This window comes from Blautia sp. HA8986 (assembly GCF_056504635.1).
The window spans coordinates 2060422-2080848 of sequence record NZ_JBWLUQ010000001.1 but is presented as its reverse complement, the minus strand read 5'-3'; the positions used below and the strand labels follow the sequence as shown (position 1 = coordinate 2080848).

The following is a 20427-nucleotide window of genomic DNA, read 5'->3' as shown; positions in this document are numbered from 1 at the left end:
TCCGGTGGAAACCGGAAATAAAAAGGATGGCAGCATTTTCCGTATTATTGTATACCGGAAAATGAATGCCATCCTTTTTGCATGCAGCTGACAGACTGCTGAAAACGAAAATTATCCGTTTTTTTCGTCTTCGGATTTCTGTGCTGCCTTCATTTCGTTGTAGCAGTATTTGATGATTGACTTTCTGGTTATGATTCCGATAAAAGAACCCTGGTCATCTACAACCGGAACAAAGTTCTGATTAATAGCGCGGTCCAGAAGATCTTCCATATTGGAGTCTGCGTGCACCGGCTTATAGGTTGCACGGCGTGGAATCGCCATAACAGGAACTCCTTCAGTCTCTTTGATATCATGGATATCAGCGTGGCGCATTCCCCACAGAAGATCGCCCTCTGAGATTGTTCCAAGATATTTACCGTCCATGGTAAGAATCGGGATGCAGGAGTATTTGCGATGCTCCATTTTTTCCAGGGTCTGGCGAAGTGTTTCATCTTCGAAGATGTAGGCAACTTCGCTTTTGGGAATCAGAAAAAACAGAATGTTCACGTTATCACCTCATTTCTCTGAGCTGTTTTACAGAAGCTGAAGTCCGTGTGCCTCAGCAGCATCTGTGATCTCTTTTGGCCAGAGAGATACATGAACTTCACCGATGTGTGCCTTGCGAAGGAAAAACATGCAGATTCTGGACTGGCCGATTCCGCCGCCGATGGTGTATGGAAGTTCCCTGTTAAGGATTGCTTTCTGGAAAGGAAGCTCTCTTCTGTCATTGCAGCCTGCTTCTGTGAGCTGACGGTCAAGTGCGTCCTCATCAACACGGATTCCCATGGAGGAAAGCTCCAGGGCAATATCAAGTACAGGATAATATACCAGGATATCGCCGTTCAGTTCCCAGTCATCGTAGTCCGGGGCACGTCCGTCGTGACGCTCTCCGTTTGTGAGAGTTTTGCCGACTTTCATAAGGAATACAGCACCTTTTTCACGGGTGATCCTGTATTCGCGTTCCTTCGGTGTGCAGTCCGGATACATATCAAGAAGTTCCTGGGTTGTGATAAAGAAAATATCTTTCGGAAGGATCTCTTCGATGTAATCGTACTGTACTGCCATGTATTTCTCAGTTTTACGAAGGACGCTGTAGATATTGCGTACAGTTTCCTTAAGGGTTTCTACGGAACGCTCTTCCCTGGAGATGATCTTCTCCCAGTCCCACTGATCTACATAAACAGAGTGGATATTGTCAAGATCTTCATCGCGGCGGATTGCTACCATATCTGTGTAAAGTCCTTCTCCGTGAGAAAAACCGTATTTCTTCAGTGCGTAGCGTTTCCACTTGGCCAGGGAGTGTACGATTTCAGCGTTGCTGTCTTCGATAGCTTTGATATCAAAACTTACAGGACGCTCCACACCATTCAGGTTATCGTTAAGACCGGATTCCGGTGCTACGAAAGTCGGTGCGGATACCCGGAGAAGATTGAGCTTCTGGGAGAGTGTCTGCTGAAAGAAATCTTTTACAGTTTTGATCGCAATCTGTGTATCATGGAGGTTCAGGTCTGCATGATAGGTTGCGGGGATTGTGATTGTATTCATTATCGGTCCTCCTGATGATTTTTTTGCTTGTTTGCTCTGTGTGGTATTATAGCAGAAAATGGGGGGAGTGGCAATAAGGGGAGAGGGAAGTCTGGCTTTGAATTCAGGAAAAATACTGGGTATTAAAGGTCTGGTGTGATATACTGGAAAAAAGAGAATTATTTTAAAATGTCTGTTCTGACAGACCGAATGGAGGTTGTTTATGGCTGAGAAATGTCAGATTTGCGGAGGAAAGGTTATAAATGGAAGGTGTTCATTGTGTGGGATGCCTTATAGAAATGATGAAATACTGTATCACCTTAATGAGCCTAGGGAAGTACATTATAAGCACGCTTCAGCTAAAGTGCGTGATCTGATGCGGCAGTATGAGCAGCCTGGGAGCAAAACAGTGCAGCGTGGTGGAAGAGAAAACCGGAATACGAACGGGAATCGAAATACAGGAAATGTGGACAGGCAGAACAGCAGAAGCGGAAATATCAGCCGGAAATCCGGCGGGAAAGGCTGGATCATATGGCTGATCATCGGTCTGCTTTGTGCAATTCCGGGATTGCTGGATACTATTATGGACTGGATCGGAACAAATTTGTAAGAATATTTCCGCAGTGAGATCAGGTAGTACTAAGAGTCTGTATTTTCTTGTATACAGAAATACCCCCTTTTCTTTTCATGCCAGCTGTGGTATACTCATGCCTAGCACAATATATAGAGAAAAAACAAGATATAGAGAACTATAATACTATATATAGTATCGGGAGAGATGAGTCATGATATATGTGATTAAGAAAGATGGGACAAGAGAGGAGTTCAATCCTCTGAAGATCGTGGCTGCCGTGAATAAGTCAGCAGAGCGTATACTTTATACTTTTTCAGATGAGGAGAAGGATTTTATCTGCAGATTTGCCCAGGAGCATGCAGATTCCCTTGGAAAAAATGAGATCGAGATCCAGGAGATGCACAATATCGTAGAGGGTGCCCTGGAGCGTGTGAACCCGGCTGTAGCCAAGAGCTATCGCGATTACCGTAATTATAAGCTGGATTTCATTCATATGATGGATGACGTCTATACCAAGAGTCAGGCAATCCGTTACATTGGAGACAAGAGTAATGCCAATACAGACAGTGCACTTGTAGCTACCAAGAGAAGTCTGATCTTTAATGAGCTGAACAAGGAGCTTTACCGTAAATTCTTTATGAACCGCAACGAGCTTCAGGCATGTAAGGATGGCTATATTTATATTCATGATCAGTCAGCACGTCTGGATACCATGAACTGCTGTCTCTTTGATGTAGCTGCTGTTCTGCGCGGTGGTTTTGAGATGGGTAATGTATGGTATAACGAGCCTAAGACTCTGGATACTGCTTTTGATGTTATGGGTGATATTATCCTCAGTACAGCAGCACAGCAGTACGGTGGATTTACAGTGCCGGAGGTAGATAAGATCCTTGCGCCATATGCCAAGAAGAGCTATGATAAATATATTTCCGAATTTATGAAATACTCCGATGAGAGCTGGAAGGGCCGCGAGGAGAAAGCAATAGAGTATGCTCTTGATAAAGTACGAAGAGAGTACGACCAGGGATGGCAGGGAATTGAGTACAAGCTGAATACGGTTGGTTCTTCCAGAGGCGATTATCCGTTTGTTACAGTGACTTTGGGACTGGGGACTGAGCAGTTTGAGAAGATGTGTACTGTTTCTCTCCTGAAAGTCCATCAGGGCGGACAGGGTAAGACAGGTCATAAGAAGCCGGTGCTTTTCCCTAAGATCGTGTTCCTTTATGACAAGGAGATCCATGGCCCTGGAAAATGCTGTGAGGATATTTTTGAGGCTGGTGTGGAGTGTTCCTCCAAGACCATGTATCCGGACTGGCTTTCCATGTCAGGTGCAGGCTACATCTCCAGTATGTACAAGAAATATAAGAAAGTTATCAGCCCCATGGGATGCCGTGCTTTCTTAAGTCCATGGTATGAGCGCGGAGGAATGGAGCCGGCTGATGAGAATGATACACCTGTTTTTGTAGGACGTTTTAACATTGGTGCAGTGAGTCTTCATCTGCCTATGATCCTTGCGAAAGCCAGAGCAGAGAGCAGAGATTTTTACGAGGTTCTGGATTTCTATCTTGAGATGATCCGTAACCTGCATATCCGCACTTATGAATACCTGGGACAGATGCGTGCTTCTACAAATCCGCTTGCATATTGCGAGGGTGGTTTCTATGGCGGACATCTGAAACCAAATGAAAAAATCGGTAAGATCCTGAAGCCAATGACAGCTTCCTTCGGTATTACAGCACTGAATGAGCTGCAGGAGCTTTACAATGGCAAATCTATCGCAGAAGATGGTGAGTTTGCTCTGGAAGTTCTGAGATATATCAATAACAAGGTAAACGAGTATAAGAAAGAGGACGGTTATCTTTATGCGATCTACGGAACTCCGGCAGAGAGTCTTTGCGGCCTGCAGGTAGAGCAGTTCCGTAAGATGTACGGAATTATCGAAGGCGTTTCCGACAGACCGTATGTGAGCAACAGTTTCCATTGTCATGTAACTGAGGATGTGACTCCCATCGAGAAGCAGGATCTTGAGGGACGTTTCTGGGAGCTTTGCAATGGCGGTAAGATTCAGTATGTACGTTATCCGATCGGATATAATAAAGAAGCGATCCGTACCCTGATCCGCAGAGCCATGGATCTGGGATATTATGAGGGAGTAAATCTTTCTCTTGCATACTGTGACGACTGTGGTCACGAGGAGCTTGAGATGGACGTATGCCCTGTATGCGGTTCCAGAAACCTGACTAAGATCGATCGTATGAACGGATATCTTTCCTACAGCCGTGTGCATGGTGATACACGTCTGAATGAGGCGAAGATGGCGGAGATCGCTGAAAGAAAATCTATGTAATATACAGGTCGGTCACAGAGGCGGTTGTGTTTGTGCTTTATTCAATAATAATATAAAAAATCCCATGCGCTGATCAAGGATTTACTCTTGATCCGGGCATGGGATTTTTTTATATTCAGAGATTTATTTAATGATAGTTCCTGTCTTCTCGCAGTAACCATCTTTTGCATGGGCCATATCTGTGATGATGGTACGACGTCCGTTTCCTTTCTCAACGAAGGAAACGCCTGCTTCGATCTTAGGAAGCATGGAACCAGGTGCGAACTGGTTGTCTGCAATATATTTCTTCGCATCATCTGTGGAGATAGTATCCAGATAGGACTCATGATCTGTCTCATGGTCAAGGCTTACTTTCTCAACACTTGTGAGGATCATCAGGGTATCTGCATTCAGCTCCTCGGCAAGAAGTCCGGCTGCCCGGTCTTTCTCGATGATGGCACTGGCACCGTTCAGCTGTGCGCCCTGCTCAAGAACCGGGATTCCGCCGCCGCCTGCTGCGATAACGATCTGCTCAGCCTGGGAAAGAACCTTCACTGTTTCGATTTCAACGATCTTCTGCGGCTTCGGTGCTGCAAGGATTCGTCTGTACTGGCCGTCGCCAACTTTTGTAACAAAGTTACCTTTCTCTTCTTCGGCCTCAGCTTCTTCAGCGTTGAGAACACGACCGATGACCTTCTCAGGTTCAGCAAAAGCCTCATCATATGGATCGATGACAACCTGTGTAAGAACTGTGCTTACCGGCTTGAAAATTCCTCTGGAAATCAGTTCCGCACGAATGGCGTTCTGAAGGTCATAGCCGATGTAACCCTGGCTCATGGCAGAGCAGACAGACATTGGTGCAAATGTATAATCAGGATGCGCCTTGCCGAATTCATTCATTGCGGTGTGGATCATCCCTACCTGCGGACCGTTGCTGTGGGAAATTACCACGCGGGTTCCTTCTTCTACCAGGTCTGCGATCGCTTTTGCTGCGAGACGTGTGGCTGTTTTCTGCTCAGGGAGTGTGGTACCAAGTGCTCGGTGGCCTAATGCAACTACTACGGTTTTTTCGCTCATAGGAAATACCTCATTTCTCTTTAAAATTAAACTGCTGCGGAACAAGCCGCGATCAGGTCGGGACAAAAGATTTTCTGCCCTGACATTATTATATTTATTATAAAAGACCCATGTGGGAAATGCAATACAATTTTAACTGATAAACTGTGAAGCAGCTATTCGGTGTAGAGCTATGTGGCGAATGCGGAGTGTGAATATAAGCCTGACTGCAAACAGGCTGTATGTCAGACTGTAATGTGGGACAAAGGAAAAACCGTCTGATTTCTCAGACGGCTCATTTCCTACTATTTTTTTGAGGGGGGAGATAGAGAGTGGTTTTTCATCTATCCAAGTTCTATTATATAGATGAAATATGTTTAAATTATGTCGGCATTCTAAAAGAAATCGAAAATTTATAAAGAAAGTTTAAACAAACTTTATATTTTTTATATGCAGTTGCACGATATCAGAGAATGTGTTACATTAAAGAGGTCTTATTTCCGCGTTCTGCGGGAAACATTCACGCATCAGTTCGATGCAAAAATTCACTGTATTTAGAAATTAACAGAATCACCGGCGGTTATGCACCGATTTTTCAGGGAGGGATGCCTTTGTCTGTGGAAAAGTAAGCTGTGATATGGAAACTATGTGTAAAAATGATATGAGGATTGTGAAAACTGTATAAATCGGAGCAATCCGCAGATATCATGCTGTGAAACAGAGATGGGAGAATTTCGATGAAAAACAGAATATGGAGACAGATACGAAGAATCGGGATCGCCGCTGCCGCTGCAGGGGCTGTATTAGGTGCAGGATTCCAGCCGGAAACTGTAAAAAGTGCAGATCTGACAGATGTAAATATTTCAATTGGTCAGATTGGAAGCTGGACAGACAGAGAGAATGGAAAAGCAGAACTACAGATTCGGGTGGAACGACTCAGAGGCTGGCTGGAGCAGAGAGAAGCCATGAAAGATATGGAGAGTACTGACAAGGAGCAGGAAGACGAGGAACGTACCGATCAGGATCAGGAAAGGGAGGAAGAATATGAGTACGTGGAGGAGCTGGCATCCGGGGAAACAGTACAGCAGGAGAATGAAGAGCAGGAGGAAACGGGTGCGAGCCCACAGGAGGGAGAAGCGGCCGGCGGAGAAGCTGTAGAAAAAACAGAGTATGCAGAACCATCAGAAGGAGGAATCCCTGCCATAGCCCCGGAAGATACTGCAGTTTCAGAAGAAATTCCAGCTCTGGAGGCGGCGCAGAAGAAACTGACACTTGTCACATACATCTCAGAATATTTTTTTGCGGAAATCTCGGAGCTTCCGGGAGATATATCTGTTACACCAATTACCATAAAGAATCAAAAGGGAAAAAATACAGAGATCATGAAACTGGAATATAAGATAGACACGGAAAATATGCCGGAAGAAGCTCTTTCTCTGCGCATTCCACTGACTTTGCGGGAAGAATACCGTTATCCGGCAGAGGCATCCGGTTACAGCCTTGTTCAGGATGAACCTCTGAAAAAAGACCGAAACGGTGCTGGAACCTTTCTTCTTATGGAAGAAAATGAGGAGACACAGATACTGGCAGAAGGAATTTCACCATCGCTGGATGTGGAAGCTGCTCAGGCAGATATGAATGTGGCGGTGGCCTCCGAAACGAAAGAAATGAAAGCCGGAAAGACTATCCGATACAGGATCGACCTGACTAATACAGGAAAACTGGATCTTACAGATGTTCATCTTACCAGTACGTTTTCCTGTCCGAAGATTATTCAGCGGTGGGAGAACAAGGAGGGTTCAAATTCTGGAAATTTCCGGACAGAAGGGGACAAGGCAGAGATCTTTACATTAAAGGCTGGTGAAAGCAGAGCTCTGTACGTTCTGGCTCCGCTGGAAAATGAGCAGGAGAAACCTCTGGAGCATAAAATAGAAGCAACTGCCACCATAAAAGAAAAACCGGATGCAGCCATTACAAGAACTGTATCGGTTACAGATGAACTACAGGCACTGAAAGCTGATTTTACGGTAAAGAAAACAGCAGATAAAGAAAAAGCGGAACCTGGAGAAATGGTAACTTATCAGATCTGCATTGTCAACACAGGAGAAAAAACACTTCATTCAGTTGTAGGAACCGAGCGTTTTCAGGCAGAAGGAATCCAGGCTCAGTTTGTGGAGCAGGAAGGTATTACATTGAACCGCACAAAAACGAAAGCTCTGATTCCGCAGATCGCTCCGGGAGAAGCAGTTTCCCTCCAGGCAGTTGTAAAGATCCCGGAGAAATCTGTGAATCAGAAGCTTCTGAATCAGGTAACAGTCACAAGCCAGGAAACAGGAGAGCGGGTTGTTGAAGCATCTGCGCAGATCACAGTAGAAGGAGGGGCTGTAACAGCAGCACCAACAGAGCAGCAGGAACAGTCACAACTGGAAAGATATTCAGAAGAACAAAATCATGCAGCAGTTCAGAATGAATCCCAGGTCAGAAGTGTGTCTTCTCATCCAAAGACCGGCGATAATACGAGGACAGAGTTTTTTACCCTGTTGTTACTTGCAGCGGGAATTACCATACTTGGCGGATTCTGGCTTCACAGAAAGTATCGGGACATGCCATGGACAAGCCATTTCCAGGGAAAGAAACGTTGAAAACAGGGGGGAGGTGTGCTATTCTATATGGTATGTATATAAATCAAAAACCAGCATGTCTTCCCGCTTTCCGCTGTCACAGAAACAGGCAGAAAAAGGGGGAAATGGAGGAGAAGAAATGAAACTTTTATCCTTATTGGAACATCTTGAATACAAATGCCTTCAGGGGAATACAGAGCAGGAGGTAACCTCTGTTGTATATGATTCCCGCAAGGTGGAAGAAGGAAGCCTTTTTATCTGCATCAGAGGTGCTGTGGTGGACGGCCATAAATTCGTACCGGATGTAATTGCCAAAGGAGCCAAAACCCTTATCGTGGAGGAACCGGTAGAAGCTCCTGCTGATGTGACTGTGATCCAGGTAGAGGACACACGTTATGCAATGGCATTTATTTCCGCTGCATGGTTCGGACATCCGGCCCGAAAGCTGAAAACCATCGGAATCACCGGAACCAAGGGAAAAACAACCACAACATACATGGTGAAATCCATTCTTGAGAATGCAGGATATAAGGTTGGCCTGATCGGAACTATCGAGGCGATCATCGGTGAGAAACATATTCCGGCAGCTAACACAACACCGGAATCCTACATGGTGCAGAAATATTTTCATGATATGGTAGAAGCAGGCTGCGATGCTGTTGTTATGGAGGTATCTTCACAGGGACTGATGCTTCACAGAACACAGGGATTTATCTTTGATTTCGGTATTTTTACCAATATCGAGCCAGACCATATCGGACCGAATGAGCATAAGGATTTTGATGATTATCTTCACTGTAAATCCATGCTTCTCAAACAATGTAAGGTGGGCATCGTGAACAGAGATGATGAGCATTTTGAGAAGATCATCGAAGGACATACCTGCGAACTTGAAACATACGGCTTTTCCGAAAAAGCAGATCTTTGCGCTGAGGATGCGAAACTTGTAGGAAGAAAGGGATATCTGGGAATTTCCTACCATGTAAAAGGCCTTCTCGACTTCCCAGTAGAGATCGACATTCCAGGTAAGTTCAGTATCTACAATTCCCTGACAGCTATTGCAATCTGCCGTCATTTCAGGGTATCTGAGGAGAACATCGTCAAAGCTCTCAAGGTAGCCAGGGTCAAAGGGCGTATCGAGATGATCAAGGTATCTGATGAGTTTACTCTGATGATCGATTATGCCCACAATGCAATGGCACTTGAGAGCCTTCTTGGCACATTGAAAGAATATAATCCTCACAGACTGGTATGCCTGTTCGGCTGCGGAGGAAACCGTTCCAAACTCCGTCGTTATGAAATGGGCGAGGTTTCCGGAAAAATGGCAGACCTTACCATCATTACTTCTGATAACCCGAGAGATGAAAAACCGCAGGCTATTATCGACGATATTAAAGTGGGAATGGCCAAGACAGATGGTAAATTTGTGGAGATCCCGGATCGTAAAGAGGCGATCGCCTATGCTATCCATCATGGTGAGCCGGGAGATATCATTGTCCTCGCAGGAAAAGGACACGAAGATTATCAGGAGATCAAGGGCAAAAAATATCCGATGGATGAGCGTGTGCTGATTCAGGAAATTCTGGAAGAAGACAGGAAAGCGTAAACGCATGACCTATGCAGATGTGATCATTGATATTTCTCATGAGAAAGTTGACCGGGATTTTCAGTACCGGATCCCGGATGAACTGGAACAGGAGATAAAGCCGGGCGTTGTTGTCACCGTTCCGTTTGGGAAGGGCAACACGCTTCGGAAAGGTTATGTGATCGGAGTCACAGAAAAAGCCAAATATGATACTTCCAGGATTAAGATGATCCAGAGCGTGTCTACAGATGATGAGACAACAGAATCACGTCTCATCGCCCTGGCTGCCTGGATGAAGGAGACTTATGGTTCAACCATGATCCAGGCTCTTAAAACCGTTCTTCCTGTAAAGGACAAGATACGTGCAAAAGAAAAGCGGCTGATTTTTTTCTGCGGAGAAAGACAGGCTGCGGAAGAGCTACTGGAAGAACTCTCCGGCAGCCGGTTCAGGGCAAGAGAACGTTTCCTCCGGGCGATACTGGAAGCCGGAAGACTGGAATATACTTATGCCTCGAAGGAACTTGGCGCAGGTGCATCGGTTCTTGATTTTTTTGAAAAAAAAGGTATGATCCGCTTAGAGAATCAGGAAATGTACAGGATTCCGAATCAGGCTGATCTTGTAAAAGAAGACTGTGAATTATGTCTGAATGCGGAACAGAATGTGGCAGTTAAGCAGATATTCAGGGAATGGAAGGAACAGGAACCGAGGCCGGTACTTCTTTTCGGAGTTACGGGAAGTGGCAAGACTCAGGTGTACATGCGGCTGATCCAGCAGGTGATACAGGAGGGAAAACAGGCTATTGTCCTGATCCCGGAGATTGCCCTCACCTATCAGACTGTGCGGCGATTTTATGCCATGTTCGGAGATAAGGTGTCAGTCTTAAATTCCAGACTTTCCCAGGGAGAGCGTTACGATCAGTTTAAAAGAGCGAAACGTGGTGAAGTGCAGGTGATGGTAGGGCCAAGATCTGCACTTTTTACACCATTTTCCAATCTGGGACTGATCGTTATTGATGAGGAACATGAGTCTACCTACAAAAGTGAGAATACACCGCGGTACCATGCAAGGGAAACCGCCATCCAGAGGGCCCGGATGGAGCATGCGAATGTGGTGATGGGATCAGCTACACCATCACTTTCTGCTTACAGCCGTGCAGAAAGCGGGGAGTATCTTCTGGTGAAATTGAATGCCCGTTATGAAGAAAGACCTCTTCCGCAGGTATCAATCGTGGATTTGAGGGAAGAATTAAAGAAAGGAAACCGTTCTGTTCTGAGTACGGAACTGAAAGCTTCTTTAAGTGAAACTCTCCAGAAGAAAGAGCAGGCCATACTTTTTCTCAACAGAAGAGGGTATGCGGGATTTGTTTCCTGCCGTGCCTGCGGCCATGTGATGAAATGTCCGCATTGTGATGTGTCTTTAAGTGAGCATAATGGCCGCCGCCTGATCTGCCATTACTGCGGCTATGAGACGGTGAAGCCACAGGTCTGTCCTTCCTGCGGATCCCCTCACATCGGAGGATTTAAGGCAGGAACTCAGCAGATCGAGAAGGTTCTTGAGAAGGATTTTCCGGAGGCAAGAGTCCTTCGGATGGATTTTGATACCACAAGGACAAAGGACAGCTATGAGAAGATCCTGGCAGCTTTTTCCAGGCATGAAGCAGATATTCTGGTGGGAACCCAGATGATCGTCAAGGGTCATGATTTTCCGGATGTGACGCTGGTTGGTGTGATCGCAGCGGATCTTTCCCTGAATATGGATGATTATCACTGCGGAGAGCGGACATTTCAGCTTCTTACCCAGGCCGTAGGGCGTGCAGGCCGCGGAGTGAAGCCAGGGCATGCGGTGATACAGACTTATCAGCCTGAACACTACAGTATCAGGGCAGCAGCTACCCAGGATTACGCTGAATTTTATAAAGAAGAAATGGGCTACCGGTTGCTTATGGATTATCCGCCCGCAGCACATATGATGACGATTTTTGGCGCCTGCCAGGATGAAGAACTTCTGAAAAAAGCCATGTATTATATAGAAGCTTTTATCTGCAGGGTAAGTCCGAAAGAGGAACTTCACATGATCGGTCCTGCAGCAGCATCTGTGGGAAAAGTGAAGGATGTATACCGCCAGGTGCTCCATCTGAAAAACGTGGACATGGCTTTTCTCACGGCAGTAAGAGAGAAGCTTGAGCAGTATATAGAGATAAATTCCGGTTTCCGGAAAATATACATACAATTTGATATGAGCTGATAAGGCAGGACAGCCGGCAGAAGCTTATCATCTGAAATGAAAAGGAGAAGAAAAAATGGCACTTAGAACAATCAGAGTAGAGGGAGATCCTGTACTGACCAAAAAATCCCGTCCTGTAGAGGAAATGACACCAAAGATCAGTGAGCTGATCACAGACATGCTGGATACCATGTATGATGCAATGGGTGTAGGTCTGGCAGCACCGCAGGTAGGAATCCTGAAACGTATCGTTGTGATCGATGTGGGAGAAGGCCCGATCGTTCTTATTAATCCGGAGATCCTGGAGACAAGTGGTGAGCAGACAGGTGATGAGGGATGCTTAAGTGTTCCGGGAATGGCAGGACAGGTAACGCGTCCGAACTATGTGAAAGTAAAAGCACTTGACGTAAACATGGAAGAAGTGATCTACGAAGGCGAGGAGCTTCTTGCCAGAGCATTCTGCCATGAGATCGACCATCTCGATGGAAAAATGTACACAGAACTTGTAGAGGGAGAACTTCACAAGGTAACTTACGACTACGACGAAGAAGACTAAAGGCGGGATAATATGAAAATTGTTTATATGGGAACTCCGGACTTTGCAGTTGCACCTCTTGCTGCACTGGTAAAGAACGGATATGAGGTTGAGGCTGTGATCACACAGCCGGATAAGCCTAAGGGCAGAGGCAAAACCATGATGTTTACCCCTGTAAAAGAAGAAGCACTGAAACATGACATTCCGGTCCTGCAGCCTGTGAAGGTGCGTGATCCGGAATTTGTGGAAAAACTTGCAAAAATTGCACCGGATATCATTATTGTAGCAGCTTTTGGACAGATCATACCGAAGAGTATTCTGGAGATGCCGAAATTCGGATGTATCAATATCCACGCATCCTTACTTCCGAAATACCGCGGAGCAGCACCGATCCAGCAGGCAGTTATTGACGGGGAAAAAGAATCCGGCGTTACCCTCATGCAGATGGGAACCGGCCTGGATACCGGAGATATGATCTCCAGGATCGTGGTGCCGCTTGCGAAAGATGAGACAGGTGGAAGTCTTTTTGACAAGCTGGCAGAGGCAGGAGCAGAGCTTCTGATTCAGACGCTGCCGACTATTTTTGACGGAACAGCTGTATATGAGAAACAGCCGGAGGAGAGTCCGACACCATATGCAGCTATGATCTCAAAGAAAATGGGACTTCTGGATTTTTCAAAAAGTGCCCGGGAACTGGAACGTCTTGTGCGTGGTTTAAATCCATGGCCAAGTGCATTTACCTTTATCAATGGAAAAACTCTTAAAGTATGGAGGAGTTCCGTTGAGCAGGCAGAGGTTAAAGAGATACCGGGTACCGTTGTGAGCACAGATAAAGATGGTATCCACGTAGCCTGCGGACAGGATGTACTGGTACTTCACGAAGTACAGCTGGAAGGCAAGAAACGTATGGAAGCAGATGCTTTTCTGCGCGGATGTCAGTTGAAACCAGGAGACATGTTTTCAGATTCCAGGGAGTGATGAATAATGTACGGATATGGTTATTATGGATATGGGATGGACCCTACAGTGCTCCTGCTTGTAATCGGAATGATTCTTTCCCTTGCCGCATCTGCAAAACTTAAGAGTACTTTTGCAGTATATAAGAAAGTGAGGAATCATTCCGGGATTACCGGTGCGGAGGCAGCACAGCGGATTCTCCGGGCAGCAGGGATCACAGATGTACAGGTTGTTCCGATAAGAGGAAGCCTGACAGACCATTATGATCCACGGACGAAAACAGTTTCGCTTTCTGAGGATATTTATGGAAGAAACTCTCTGGCAGCAGTTGGCGTGGCAGCACATGAGTGCGGACATGCGATCCAGGATGCAACCAATTATGCACCTTTGAATATCCGTTCTGCGATCGTGCCGGCTGCGAATATCGGCTCACAGCTTTCCTGGCCGCTGTTTATCGCCGGACTGATCTTTTCCATTCATCCGCTGGTTACGCTTGGAATTGCATTGTTTTCACTTGCAGTACTTTTCCAGCTGGTAACTCTTCCGGTTGAGATCAATGCCTCCTCCAGAGCACTTACAATGCTGGAGACTACCGGTATTTTAGGCACTGACGAGAAAAAAGGAGCAAGAAAGGTGCTGACAGCAGCTGCACTTACATATGTGGCAGCTCTTGCATCATCCATTCTTCAGCTTCTGAGACTGATTATCCTTGCAGGAGGTAGAGACCGTGATTAGCAGCGGAGTGAATACAAGAGAACTGATCCTTGAGATCCTGTTACAAATCGAGGAGGAAGGAGAGCACAGCCACATCGCGATCCGCAATGCTCTTTCCAAATACCAGTTTCTTCCGAAACAGGAGAGAAGCTTTATTACGAGAGTGTGTGAGGGAACTCTGGAATATCGGATTTATATTGATTATGTGATCGATTCTTTTTCCAAGGTTTCCGTAAATAAAATGAAACCGCAGATCAGGGAGATCCTCCGAAGCGGTGTTTATCAGCTGAAATTTATGGACAGTGTTCCGGACAGTGCAGTGTGCAATGAGGCTGTGAAGCTTGCCCAGCGGAAAGGCTTCTACAACCTGAAGCCTTTTGTAAATGGTGTTCTCCGCACTATTGCCAGGGAGTTAAAGAATCTGGAGCTTCCTTCCAGAGAAGAGAATGAGGTACGGTATCTTTCTGTGAAATATTCCATGCCGGAATATCTGGTGAATAAATGGATTGATGCCTATGGAGTGAAGACCACGGAAAAGATCCTGGAAGATTTTCTTACGGAGAGACCGCTTACAGTGCGGTGCCGTACGCACAGGGCATCAAAAAAAGCCATTGTTACAAGTCTCAGATCACAGGGAGTTACTGTGGAGCAGGCTCCATATCTGCCATATGCACTGAAGATTTCAGATTACAATCATATTCTGACGCTGGATGTTTTTCTCCAGGGACAGATACTGGTGCAGGATGTAAGTTCCATGATGGTGGCAGAGGCTGCCAGTCCGAAAAAAGGTGACTACATTATCGATATGTGCGCAGCACCTGGCGGAAAGAGTATCCATGTGGCAGATAAGATGGGCGATTATGGTAATGTGGATGCCAGGGATGTAAGCCAGTACAAGGCTGATCTTATTGAGGAAAATATCCAGAGAACAGGTGTGATCAATGTGGAAGCAAAAGTGCAGGATGCTACCATTTATGATCCGGATTCTGAAGAGAAGGCAGATATTGTGATCGCAGATGTCCCATGCTCGGGATACGGCGTAATCGGAAAGAAGCCTGAGATCAAATACAGGGCAACTCCGCAGAAACAGGAAGAGATTGTTATGCTTCAGAGAAAGATTCTGGACAAGGCTGCGAAGTATGTGAAGCCGGATGGAACACTGATTTTCAGCACATGTACCATTGCAAGAGAAGAGAACGAAGAAAACGTATTATGGTTTCTGAAGAATTACCCGTACAGGCTGGAAAGCCTGGATCCGTATCTTCCGGAGGAGCTTCACTGCAAGTCAACCAAACTTGGTTATCTGCAGCTCCTTCCGGGAATACATAAGACGGATGGATTCTTCATTGCCAGATTCAGAAGGAAATAACACAAAATGACAGATATAAAATCCATGACACTGGAGGAACTGAAAAATCTGATGACTGAGATCGGTGAGAAGCCTTTCCGGGCAAAACAGATCTACGCATGGCTGCACCAGCAGCTTGTTACCTCCTGGGATGAAATGACGAATCTTTCCAAAAGCCTTCGGGAAAAGCTTTCGGTTTATCCAATCACAGCTCTGACCCAGGCTGATGTAAGGATATCGAAAATTGACGAAACAAGAAAGTATCTGTTTCAGCTGGAAGATGGAAATGTGATCGAGAGTGTTCTTATGAGATATCATCATGGAAATTCGGTGTGCATTTCCTCACAGGTTGGCTGCCGTATGGGCTGCCGGTTCTGTGCCTCCACTATCGGAGGGCTTACCAGATGCCTGAAACCGTCTGAGATGTTGGATCAGATTTACAGGATACAGGCAGATACCGGTGAGCGCGTTGCCAATGTAGTTGTGATGGGAACCGGTGAGCCGATGGATAATTATGATAATCTGATCCGTTTCATAAAGATCCTGACAGATGAGAACGGGCTTGGCATCAGCCAGCGTAATATAACGGTTTCTACCTGTGGCATCGTACCTAAGATGTATGATCTTGCAGAGGAGAAACTTCAGATCACACTGGCACTTTCTCTTCATGCACCAAATGATGAGAAACGCCGGGAACTGATGCCTATAGCGAATAAATATTCCATGGATGAGGTCTTAGATGCCTGCCGGAATTACTTTGACAAGACAGGACGACGTATTACATTTGAGTACAGTCTTGTGGCCGGGGTAAATGACGGCGAGGCAGATGCAAAACAGCTTGCAGGACGCATCCGGGGGATCAACTGCCATGTAAATCTGATTCCTGTAAATCCTATTAAGGAGCGGTCCTATGTCCGTTCTACTCGACAGGCTGTTGAGAATTTTAAAATAAAACTTGAAAAATACGGAATTAATGTTACTATTAGAAGGGAAATGGGCAGCGACATTGACGGTGCCTGTGGACAGCTAAGAAAAAGTTACATGGAAAAAACAGAAAGCGAGAAGTGACATGAGGATATACTCAGCTACTGATGTAGGGCAGAAGCGGAAGATGAATCAGGACTACGTATTTGTGTCCGAAGGTCCGGTAGGAAATCTGCCTAACCTTTTCACAGTCGCAGACGGAATGGGAGGCCATAACGCCGGTGACTATGCATCCTCACATGCAGTACGGATCCTTGTGGATGAAATCCGTGAAGACGCGGATTACAATCCGGTGAAGGTCATTCGTCATGCCATTGAAGCTGCCAATACGGAGATCAGAAACCGTGCGCAGGAAGATGCAAATCTCCGGGGCATGGGAACCACTATGGTGGTAGCGACTATTGTAGATCAGTATGCCTATATTGCCAATGTTGGCGACAGCCGCTTGTATGTGATCAGTGATGAAATCCGACAGATTACCAAAGATCATTCTCTGGTTCAGGAGATGGTCAGAATGGGTGAGATCAGTGAGGAGGAAGCACGTAATCATCCGGATAAGAATATTATTACAAGGGCACTTGGCGCAGAGAAAACGGTGGATGTTGATTTCTTTGATCTGAAGCTTGAGAAAGACTGTACGATCCTGATGTGTTCGGATGGTCTGAGCAATATGGTGGAAGATTCCAAAATTCAGGAGATCATATCCGATCCGGAAGCAGATATTGATCAGAAGGGCAATGCGCTCCTTCGGGAAGCAAATCAGAATGGTGGTAAGGATAATATTGCAATCGTACTGGTAGAACCATTCACGAATGAGGTGAAAACATGTTGAAGACGGGAATGATCATAGCCGAACGCTATGAGATTGTAGGAAAAATCGGAACTGGCGGAATGGCAGATGTCTATAAGGCTATGGATCATAAGCTCAACCGCTTTGTGGCAGTGAAAGTCCTGAAACCGGAGTTTCGGGAAGATACCACATTTATCAGGAAATTCAGAAGTGAGGCTCAGGCAGCAGCCGGGCTGACACATCCGAATATTGTCAATGTTTTTGATGTAGGTGATGATGGTGGTGTTTATTACATTGTAATGGAACTGATCGAGGGAATCACCCTGAAGGAGTATATCTCCAAGAAAGGCAAGCTTTCTATTAAAGAAGCAACAAGTATTGCCATTCAGGTGTCAATGGGACTGGAAGCAGCACACAGCCACGGGATCGTTCACAGAGATGTGAAGCCTCAGAACATTATCATTTCAACAGATGGTAAGGTAAAGGTCACGGATTTCGGAATCGCAAGAGCTGCTTCCTCCAATACGATCAGCTCCAATGTTATGGGATCTGTTCATTACAGTTCACCTGAGCAGGTAAGAGGCGGATACAGCGATGAGAAGAGTGACATCTATTCTCTTGGAATCACTTTGTATGAGATGGTTACAGGAAGAGTTCCTTTTGACGGGGATACAACAGTTGCTATTGCCATCAAGCATCTGCAGGAAGAAATGGTTCCGCCAAGTGTTTACACACCGGATCTTCCGTACAGCCTGGAGCAGATCATCCTGAAATGTACACAGAAGAGTGTTGACCGCAGATACAGCCGGATGGAAGATGTGATCGCAGATCTGAAACATTCACTGATCGATCCGCAGGGAGATTTTGTAAAGCTTGCTACTGTGGACAATGATGCCAAGACAGTTGTGATCTCAGAGGAAGAGCTTGGTGAGATCAAGAACACACCGAAGCAGAGTCTCAAGCAGGAGATCGAAGCTCTTGAGAAAGAGCAATACGATGATAACGATTACGATGATGCAGAGGATGATTATCAGCCGAAATCCAGTCATAAATCCGAAAAGAAAAAGAAACACGGTTCCGGAAGAGCACTGACGATTGCAGCTCTCATCGGAGGAGCAGTGCTTCTGATCGTTCTGGTGGTCGTACTTGGACGTGCAGCTGGTCTTTTCGGAACTGGCGGTAAGACAAATGATACGCAGAAAGAACAGACAGAAGATACTTCCGGCACAACAATGGCAATAGTTCCGAATCTTGTAGGAAAGACTGAGGAAGAGGCTAAGACTCTTGCAAATGACGCACATCTTGGCGTACAGATGGCCGGGGAGGAAGCGTCCGATCAGGAGAAAGGCAAGATCTCACGTCAGGAGACAGCTGCAGGAACACAGGTTGCAGAGAATACAACTGTGAAATACTGGGTAAGTACAGGAACAGCACAGGTTACAATTCCGGATCTGGACGGACGCACAGGTATTGATGCGCAGCAGACACTGGAAGATCTTGGTCTTCAGGTAACTGTTCAGAAAGAATACAGCGATACAGATGATAATGGATATGCACTTGTAGATCCTGGATATGTATATAATGTTGAGCCGGCAGCAGGTACTTCTGTACAGGGCGGTTCTTCTGTAACACTGACAGTCAGCAGAGGTGTTGATTATGGTGATAATGCGGAAGTTCCAAGTGTTGTTGGAATGACCAAGGATGATGCACTTACCACTTTAGGTAAATTTATTGATATTCAGATCACAGAGCAGCAGAGTACAGAAGCAGCAGGTACTGTTATTGCACAGGATCCGGAAGCTTATACAGCAGCAGATCCGGATCAGCCGGTCTATATTACGATCAGCTCCGGAGATAAGGCACCGGCAGCAGACAGTACAGCATCTGCAGACAGTGCATCCGCAGCAGACAGTACAGCATCTTCAGAGAGTACAGCATCAGATAGTACTGCTGCTACAGACAGTACAGTATCCGCAGACAGCACAACAAGCACTGCAGATAATGCTAATACCGGCTGGAAATGTACACAGACTCTGGATACTCCGTCTGGATATAACGGAGGAGCAATCCGTCTGGAACTGATCCAGGATGTAAATGGAGAGCCGAAAGCGTCTACTATCATTAACGGTCAGAATGTAAGCTTCCCGTACCAGCTGGATATTTCCGGTGCTGAGGGTGTGACAAGCGGTACCATTTATCTCTATGAGCAGGTAAACGGAGATTATCAGCAGCTTGGAACCTACACAGTCACTTTCAAGAAAGCTGAGTGATATGCAGGGTAAAATTATAAAAGGTATTGCCGGATTCTACTATGTATATGCAGAAGACGGCAATACATATGAATGCAGAGCCAAGGGTATTTTCCGCAAGGATAAGTTCAAGCCCCTGGTCGGTGACAACGTGGACATTACAGTTCTGGATGAAAAAGAGCTGGAAGGCAGCGTGACAGAGATCCATAAACGTAAGAATTCCCTGATCCGTCCGGCAGTAGCTAATGTGGATCAGGCACTGGTGATCTTTGCCATGGATAACCCGAAGCCCAATTTCATGCTCCTTGACCGCTTTCTCATTATGATGGAGAGGGAGGATGTTCCGGCCGTCATCTGTTTTAATAAAAAAGATCTGGCAACAGCGGAAGACCTGGAATTTCTCTGTGAGACATACCAGAGCTGCGGTTATCAGGTGATCATGTCAAGTGCGCTGAAAGGCGAAGGTCTCGGCGAGATCGAAGAGGTGCTGAAAGGCAAAACTACGGTAGTAGCAGGGCCTTCCGGCGTTGGTAAATCTTCTCTTACCAATTCCCTTCAGGAAGAAGTGGAGATGGAGACCGGCGAGATCAGCCGTAAGCTGAAGAGGGGTAAGCACACCACCCGCCATGCACAGATCATACCGGTGGCACAGGACACATTTCTTGTGGATACACCGGGATTTTCCTCCCTGTATATTGAGAACATGGAGGAACAGGAACTGAAGGATTATTTCCCGGAGTTCCGGAGATATGAAGACCAGTGCCGTTTCCAGGGCTGTCGTCATATACACGAACCGGGCTGTGCCGTGAAGGAAGCCCTTGAGAACAATAAGATCAGCAGACTCCGGTATGAAGATTATCTGGAGCTGCACCAGGAATTAAAAGAGAAAAGGAGATACTGA

General features: G+C 46.0%; 16 protein-coding genes. 13 read left to right on the top strand and 3 right to left on the bottom strand.

Going from position 1 to position 20427, the window contains the following annotated elements; genetic code table 11:
• Positions 1-111: 111 nt before the first annotated feature.
• Positions 112-546 carry a CBS domain-containing protein gene (locus AC04Q4_RS09805; protein WP_173736774.1) on the bottom strand — a complete coding sequence of 145 codons (435 nt, stop codon included), beginning with the start codon at positions 544-546 and terminating at the stop codon, positions 112-114.
• Between the two features lie 27 nt (positions 547-573).
• On the bottom strand, positions 574-1584 hold the full coding sequence (asnA, locus tag AC04Q4_RS09800; protein WP_476388884.1) for an aspartate--ammonia ligase: 1011 nt from the start codon (positions 1582-1584) through the stop codon (positions 574-576).
• A 202-nt stretch (positions 1585-1786) separates the two neighbouring features.
• On the opposite strand from asnA, the gene AC04Q4_RS09795 reads away from it, so the two are divergent.
• Positions 1787-2173, top strand: a complete 387-nt coding sequence (locus AC04Q4_RS09795; RefSeq protein WP_195455462.1) for a hypothetical protein — start codon at positions 1787-1789, stop codon at positions 2171-2173.
• A gap of 175 nt (positions 2174-2348) precedes the next feature.
• Positions 2349-4484, top strand: a complete 2136-nt coding sequence (nrdD, locus tag AC04Q4_RS09790; protein ID WP_173736777.1) for an anaerobic ribonucleoside-triphosphate reductase — start codon at positions 2349-2351, stop codon at positions 4482-4484.
• Between the two features lie 123 nt (positions 4485-4607).
• Here the strand turns inward: nrdD and arcC are convergent, their stop codons facing one another.
• On the bottom strand, positions 4608-5540 hold the full coding sequence (gene arcC / locus AC04Q4_RS09785; RefSeq protein ID WP_173756538.1) for a carbamate kinase: 933 nt from the start codon (positions 5538-5540) through the stop codon (positions 4608-4610).
• A gap of 716 nt (positions 5541-6256) precedes the next feature.
• On the opposite strand from arcC, the gene AC04Q4_RS09780 reads away from it, so the two are divergent.
• The 11 genes from AC04Q4_RS09780 (at position 6257) to rsgA (ending at position 20427) form a co-directional block, all read left to right on the top strand.
• On the top strand, positions 6257-8161 hold the full coding sequence (locus tag AC04Q4_RS09780; RefSeq protein ID WP_476388883.1) for a DUF7507 domain-containing protein: 1905 nt from the start codon (positions 6257-6259) through the stop codon (positions 8159-8161).
• A gap of 118 nt (positions 8162-8279) precedes the next feature.
• The gene (locus AC04Q4_RS09775; RefSeq protein ID WP_476388882.1) at positions 8280-9746 is read left to right on the top strand and encodes a UDP-N-acetylmuramoyl-L-alanyl-D-glutamate--2,6-diaminopimelate ligase; all 1467 of its coding nucleotides are present in this window, start codon (positions 8280-8282) and stop codon (positions 9744-9746) included.
• Between the two features lie 4 nt (positions 9747-9750).
• Entirely contained in the window at positions 9751-11970 is a 2220-nt protein-coding gene (gene priA, locus AC04Q4_RS09770) for a replication restart helicase PriA (RefSeq protein WP_476388881.1), read from the top strand.
• 55 nt (positions 11971-12025) lie between these two features.
• On the top strand, positions 12026-12505 hold the full coding sequence (gene def / locus AC04Q4_RS09765; protein WP_173736782.1) for a peptide deformylase: 480 nt from the start codon (positions 12026-12028) through the stop codon (positions 12503-12505).
• Positions 12506-12517: 12 nt separating this feature from the next.
• Positions 12518-13462, top strand: a complete 945-nt coding sequence (fmt, locus tag AC04Q4_RS09760; RefSeq protein ID WP_173736783.1) for a methionyl-tRNA formyltransferase — start codon at positions 12518-12520, stop codon at positions 13460-13462.
• A gap of 6 nt (positions 13463-13468) precedes the next feature.
• Positions 13469-14176 carry a zinc metallopeptidase gene (locus tag AC04Q4_RS09755; protein ID WP_173736784.1) on the top strand — a complete coding sequence of 236 codons (708 nt, stop codon included), beginning with the start codon at positions 13469-13471 and terminating at the stop codon, positions 14174-14176.
• Positions 14172-15524 carry a 16S rRNA (cytosine(967)-C(5))-methyltransferase RsmB gene (gene rsmB, locus AC04Q4_RS09750; RefSeq protein WP_173736925.1) on the top strand — a complete coding sequence of 451 codons (1353 nt, stop codon included), beginning with the start codon at positions 14172-14174 and terminating at the stop codon, positions 15522-15524. The genes AC04Q4_RS09755 and rsmB overlap by 5 nt, the downstream gene beginning before the upstream one ends.
• 6 nt (positions 15525-15530) lie before the next feature.
• Positions 15531-16571 carry a dual-specificity RNA methyltransferase RlmN gene (gene rlmN / locus AC04Q4_RS09745; protein ID WP_173756547.1) on the top strand — a complete coding sequence of 347 codons (1041 nt, stop codon included), beginning with the start codon at positions 15531-15533 and terminating at the stop codon, positions 16569-16571.
• A gap of 1 nt (position 16572) precedes the next feature.
• Positions 16573-17319 (top strand): Stp1/IreP family PP2C-type Ser/Thr phosphatase, encoded by a 747-nt coding sequence (locus AC04Q4_RS09740; protein WP_173736786.1) that lies wholly within the window; start codon positions 16573-16575, stop codon positions 17317-17319.
• Positions 17313-19547, top strand: coding sequence for a Stk1 family PASTA domain-containing Ser/Thr kinase (gene pknB / locus AC04Q4_RS09735; RefSeq protein WP_173736787.1), 2235 nt, complete (start codon positions 17313-17315; stop codon positions 19545-19547). Before AC04Q4_RS09740 ends, pknB begins: the two co-directional genes overlap by 7 nt.
• A 1-nt stretch (position 19548) precedes the next feature.
• The gene (gene rsgA / locus AC04Q4_RS09730; RefSeq protein ID WP_173736788.1) at positions 19549-20427 is read left to right on the top strand and encodes a ribosome small subunit-dependent GTPase A; all 879 of its coding nucleotides are present in this window, start codon (positions 19549-19551) and stop codon (positions 20425-20427) included.

Excerpts from the sequence above, each read along its gene's own strand:
- AC04Q4_RS09795 (WP_195455462.1), top strand. The coding sequence starts at position 1,787 with ATGGCTGAGAAATGTCAGATTTGCGGAGGAAAGGTTATAAATGGAAGG.
- AC04Q4_RS09755 (WP_173736784.1), top strand. The coding sequence starts at position 13,469 with ATGTACGGATATGGTTATTATGGATATGGGATGGACCCTACAGTGCTC.
- def (WP_173736782.1), top strand. The coding sequence starts at position 12,026 with ATGGCACTTAGAACAATCAGAGTAGAGGGAGATCCTGTACTGACCAAA.
- rlmN (WP_173756547.1), top strand. The coding sequence starts at position 15,531 with ATGACAGATATAAAATCCATGACACTGGAGGAACTGAAAAATCTGATG.
- rsgA (WP_173736788.1), top strand. The coding sequence starts at position 19,549 with ATGCAGGGTAAAATTATAAAAGGTATTGCCGGATTCTACTATGTATAT.
- asnA (WP_476388884.1), bottom strand. The coding sequence starts at position 1,584 with ATGAATACAATCACAATCCCCGCAACCTATCATGCAGACCTGAACCTC.
- AC04Q4_RS09740 (WP_173736786.1), top strand. The coding sequence starts at position 16,573 with ATGAGGATATACTCAGCTACTGATGTAGGGCAGAAGCGGAAGATGAAT.
- AC04Q4_RS09780 (WP_476388883.1), top strand. The coding sequence starts at position 6,257 with ATGAAAAACAGAATATGGAGACAGATACGAAGAATCGGGATCGCCGCT.
- arcC (WP_173756538.1), bottom strand. The coding sequence starts at position 5,540 with ATGAGCGAAAAAACCGTAGTAGTTGCATTAGGCCACCGAGCACTTGGT.
- AC04Q4_RS09775 (WP_476388882.1), top strand. The coding sequence starts at position 8,280 with ATGAAACTTTTATCCTTATTGGAACATCTTGAATACAAATGCCTTCAG.
- fmt (WP_173736783.1), top strand. The coding sequence starts at position 12,518 with ATGAAAATTGTTTATATGGGAACTCCGGACTTTGCAGTTGCACCTCTT.
- priA (WP_476388881.1), top strand. The coding sequence starts at position 9,751 with ATGACCTATGCAGATGTGATCATTGATATTTCTCATGAGAAAGTTGAC.
- pknB (WP_173736787.1), top strand. The coding sequence starts at position 17,313 with ATGTTGAAGACGGGAATGATCATAGCCGAACGCTATGAGATTGTAGGA.
- nrdD (WP_173736777.1), top strand. The coding sequence starts at position 2,349 with ATGATATATGTGATTAAGAAAGATGGGACAAGAGAGGAGTTCAATCCT.